Annotated in this window: 2 protein-coding genes; both read left to right on the forward strand. The window is 73.8% G+C overall.

Annotation, left to right across the window (positions count from 1 at the left end; genetic code table 11):
• Positions 1 to 4578, forward strand: a 4578-nt coding sequence (locus ACIP5W_RS35670) for an amino acid adenylation domain-containing protein (protein ID WP_401482237.1), incomplete at its 5' end; no start/stop codon positions are given.
• On the forward strand, positions 4575 to 5023 hold a 449-nt coding region (locus ACIP5W_RS35675), incomplete at its 3' end, for a condensation domain-containing protein (protein WP_401482239.1). The genes ACIP5W_RS35670 and ACIP5W_RS35675, both read left to right, overlap by 4 nt.

Here is a 5023-nt window from a genome sequence, read left to right on the forward strand (position 1 = left end):
AACATCCCCACCACCCTCCGCCTCACCGGCACCCTCGACACCGACGCCCTGCGCCACGCACTCAACGACGTCGTCGCCCGGCACGAAAGCCTGCGGACCACGATCGTCGAGGACGAGCGCGGGCCGGGGCAGGTCGTGCACGATCCGGTCCCGGACAGCGTGCCGCTGCCGGTCGCGGAGGTCGGAGAGGAGGAGTTGGAGGCGAGGCTGACCGAGGCCGCGCACCACGCCTTCGACCTCGAGGGCGAACTGCCCGTGCGGGCCACGCTGTTCCGGCTGTCGGAGACGGAGCACGTGCTGTTGCTGCTCATCCATCACATCGCCAGTGACGCCTGGTCGCGCGAGCCCCTGGGCCGCGATCTGGCCGCTGCGTACACCGCGCGGCTCCAGGGGCGGGCGCCGGGCTGGGCTCCGCTGGCCGTGCAGTACGCCGACTACGCGCTGTGGCAGCAGGAGATGCTCGGTGACGGCACCGACCCCGACACCCTCGCCGGACGGCAGCTCGCCCACTGGAAGGACACCCTCACCGGCCTCCCCGAACAACTCGACCTGCCCACCGACCGCCCCCGCCCCGCCGTCGCCGACTACCGGGGCGACCGGGTGGAGTTCACGCTGGACCCCGGGCTGCACGGTCGTCTGACGGAGCTGGCGCGGGGGACGAACACCAGCACGTTCATGGTGCTCCAGGCGGCGCTGGCGGCCCTGCTGACGCGGCTGGGCGCCGGGGAGGACATCCCCCTCGGCACCCCGGTCGCCGGACGCACGGACCGGGCGGCCGAGGACCTGATCGGCTTCTTCGTCAACACCTTGGTGCTGCGTACCGACACCAGCGGTGATCCGACGTTCCGTGAACTCCTGGAGAGCACCCGCCGCGCCGATCTGGCGGCCTACGCCCATCAGGACGTGCCGTTCGAGCGGCTGGTGGAGGCGGTCAACCCGACGCGGACCCTGGCGCATCACCCGCTGTTCCAGGTGATGCTGATCCTGAGCACCGCCGACGCGGACCCGGATACGACGCTCGCCCTGCCGGGGCTGCGGGTGACCGCCGAGCGGAGTCGGCTCGGCGCGGCGAAGACCGACCTGGCGTTCGCGCTGGTGGAGACGCGGGACGCGGCGGGCCGTGGGGCCGGGCTCACCGGTGCGCTGGACTTCCGTACCGATCTGTTCGACCGTGCGACGGCCCGGTCGCTGGTGGACCGGTTCGTGTTCCTGCTGGAGACGGTCGTCGCCGATCCGGCCGTCCGGCTGTCCGAGGTCGACGTCCTCGGTGCCGCCGAGCGCCACCGGCTGCTGGCCGACGGTGCCGGGGCCGTACTGCCGGCCCTGGACGCGACGCTGCCCGGGCTGTTCGAGGCGCAGGCGGCCCGGACTCCGGACGCCGCGGCGGTGGTGTCGGCGGCGACGGTGTCGTACCGCGAACTCGACGCGCGGGCCGACCGGCTGGCGCAGCTGCTGCGCCGGGAGGGCGTGCGGCCGGGGACCCCGGTGGTCATGCTGATGGAGCGGTCCGTGACGCACGTCGTGGCCACGCTCGCCATCGGCAAGGCGGGCGGTGTGTACGTCCCGCTGCACGACACGTATCCCGTCGAGCGGATGCGGTACGTGGTGCAGGACACGGCGGCCACCCTGGTGCTGGCCGACCGCGTGGAGGAGGAACGCGCCGGCGAACTGGGCGCCCGGGTCGTCGTCGTGGACGAGCACGGCGCCCCGTCCGGGGCGTACCCCGACGACGCGCCGTCCACGGGCCTGCGGCCGGACGATCTCGCGTACGTGATGTACACGTCCGGCTCGACCGGCCGGCCCAAGGGCGTGGCCGTCACCCAGCGCGGGGTGGTGGACCTGGTCCGCGACCACTGCTGGCGGCCCGGCACGCACGAGCGGGTGCTGCTGCACGCCCCGCACGCCTTCGACGTCTCCTGCTACGAGATGTGGGTGCCGCTGCTGTCCGGCGGCACGGTGGTGGTCGCGCCGCCGCGGCAGCTGGACGCCGCCTCGATCGCGGAGCTGATCGCGCGGCACGAGATCACGGCGATCCACCTGACCGCCGGGTTCTTCCGGGTCGTCGCCGAGGAGGCACCCGAGTGCTTCGCCGGGGTGCGGGAGGTGCTGACCGGTGGTGACGTGGTGTCGCCGACGGCGGTCGCCCGTGTCCTGGAGCACGCGCCCGGCCTGGTGCTGCGTCATCTGTACGGTCCGACCGAGACGACGCTGTGCGTGACCCAGCACGAGGTGCGGGCCCCGTACACGGCCGGGGCGACGCTGCCGATCGGACGGCCGACGGGCAACACCCGTGCCTACGTGCTCGACCGGTACCTCCAGCCGGTGCCGGCCGGTGTGGCGGGTGAGCTGTTCATTTCGGGCAGCGGCCTGGCACGCGGGTATCTGCACCGGCCGGAGCTGACCTGCGAGCGGTTCGTCGCCGATCCGTACGGCGGTGCCGGCGCGCGCATGTACCGCACCGGTGACCTCGTGCGGTACAACCCCGCGGGTGAGCTGGAGTACCTGGCGCGCGCCGACGACCAGGTCAAGATCCGCGGGTTCCGGGTGGAGCTCGGCGAGGTCGAGACGGCCCTGGCGGGCCGGGAGGAGCTGGCGCAGGTCGCCGCCGTCGTCCGCGAGGACCGGCCCGGTGACCGCCGTCTGGTCGCGTACGTGGTGCCGACGGAGGGCCGCGCGGCGGAGGTGGACCCGGCAGGTCTGCGGGCGTTCGCCCGGGGGGCCCTGCCCGACTACATGGTGCCGTCGGCGGTCGTCGTCCTCGACGGGCTGCCGCTGACCGCCAACGGCAAGCTGGACCGCAGGGCGCTGCCCGCTCCCGACTACGGCTCCGGATCCACCGGGCGGGCCGCCCGTACCCCGGTCGAGGAACTGCTGTGCACGCTGTTCGCGGAGGTCCTGGGCCTGTCCGCGGTGGGCGCGGACGACGGCTTCTTCGACCTGGGCGGCGACAGCATCCTGTCCATCCAGTTCGTCAGCAGGGCCCGCGCGGCGGGACTGGCCCTGGCGGTGCGGGACGTCTTCGAACACCAGTCGGCGGCCCGGCTCGCCGAGGCACTGGACCTGCGCGGTGCCGAGCCGGCCGCGGCGGCGCGGCTGCCGCAGGTCGACCCGTACGGACCCGTTCCGGCCACGCCCGTCATGGCACGGGTCACGGAGCTGGGTCTGGGCGGGGACGACTTCAACCAGTCCGTGGTGGTCTCCGTGCCGCCGGGCCTGGACGGGGAACGGCTGGTGACGGCCCTGCGGCGGGTGCTGGAGCGGCATGACGCCCTGCGCCTGCGCACCGGCCCCGACGGGACCATGGACGTGTGTCCGCCCGCGACCGGGCCGGGCGAGGAGGTCCTCGTCCGGGTGGCGGCCGACGGTGACGTCGGCTCCGAGGACGTGGAGGAGCTGGTCGTCGAGCTGGCGGAGGCCGCCCGGGACCGTCTCGCGCCCGCCGTGGGGCGGATGCTGCAGGCCGTCTGGCTCGACCGTGGGGAGAGCCGGGACGGGCTGCTGATCCTGGTCGCGCACCACCTGGTGGTCGACGCCGTCAGCTGGCGCATCCTGGTTCCGGACCTGGCCGCCGCGTATCAGGGCGACGCCCTGGCGCCGGTCGGCACCCCCTGGCGGCAGTGGGCCACCGCGCTGCACCGGCTCGCCACCGAGCCGGGCACCGAGGCCGAACTGCCTTACTGGCAGAACACTTTGGCCCTCGAACCGGACCGGCTGCTGCGCGTGGACCGGGAGCGGGATCTGCACGGCACGTCGGGGCGGATCAGCCTCACCCTGCCGCCCGAGGTGACGCGGGCCCTGCTCACGCGGGTGCCCGGTACGGTCAACGCAGGCGTCGAGGACGTGCTGCTGAGCGCGTTCGCGGTGGCGGTCGCAGAGTGGCGGCGCGGTCGCGGTGACGACCCGGACGCCCCGGTCGTCGTCGACCTGGAGAGCCACGGCCGCCACGAGGAAGCCGTGCCCGGCAGCGAACTGAGCCGCACCGCCGGCTGGTTCACCGCCCTGTACCCCGTACGGCTCGCACCGGAGGTCGCGGACTGGAGCGCGCTGCACCAGGACGCCGCCGCCTTGGGTGACGTGCTGAAGCAGGTCAAGGAGCAGCTGCGGGCCGTGCCCGGCCACGGCCTCGGCTACGGCCTGCTGCGCCATCTCAACCCGCGTACCCGGCCCGTCCTCGCCGCGCTGCCCGAGCCGGAGTTCGGCTTCAACTACCTGGGCCGCCGCACGGCGGCGCCGTCCGGAGCGGCCGAGCGGTGGAGCGTGGTCGGCGGCGGAGTCGCGGCCTTCCGGCCCGCGGCGCCGATGGCGCACGTGGTGGAGGTCAACGCGGTGACGGTGGACGGGGAGGACGGGCCCCGGCTGCACGCCGACTGGACGTACGCGAGCCGTGTGGTCAGCGACGAGGACGCCCGGCAGCTGGCCGAGCAGTGGTCCGTGGCACTGCAAGCCCTCGTCGAGCTCGCCGACCGACCCGACGCGGGCGGTCTGACCCCGTCCGATGTGACCCTCGCCTCCCTCAGTCAGTCCGAGATCGAGGAGTTCGAGGCCGACCTTGAGTCCGAGTGGGAGAGTGAGCAGTGAGCCAGCAGTCGTCGCGTTCGCGCAGCAAGATCGAGGACATTCTTCCGCTGTCCCCGCTCCAGGAGGGCTTCGTCTTCCTGAGCCTGCTCCACGAGAGCGGTCTCGACCCGTACGTCAGCCAGGTCGCCTTCGACCTGCACGGGCCTTACGACGACGCCCGGATGCGCACCGCCGCCCGGTCCCTGCTGCAACGCCACCCGAACCTCCGGGCCGGCTTCCGGCAGCGCAAGAACGGGGCCTGGGCCCAACTCGTGCTGCGCGAGGTGGAACTGCCGTGGCAGGAACACGATCTCGCCGCCCTGCCGGCGGAGGAGCGGCAGCGTGAGGCGGCCCGGCTGGCCGCCGAGGAGCGCGACCGCCGCTTCGACCTGGGCCGCCCGCCGCTGCTGCGCTTCACCGCGCTGCGGCTGTCGCCCGACCACGTCCGGCTGGTGATGACCAACCA

The sequence above is a fragment of the Streptomyces sp. NPDC088766 genome (assembly GCF_044750845.1).
In the GTDB taxonomy this organism is placed as follows: domain Bacteria; phylum Actinomycetota; class Actinomycetes; order Streptomycetales; family Streptomycetaceae; genus Streptomyces.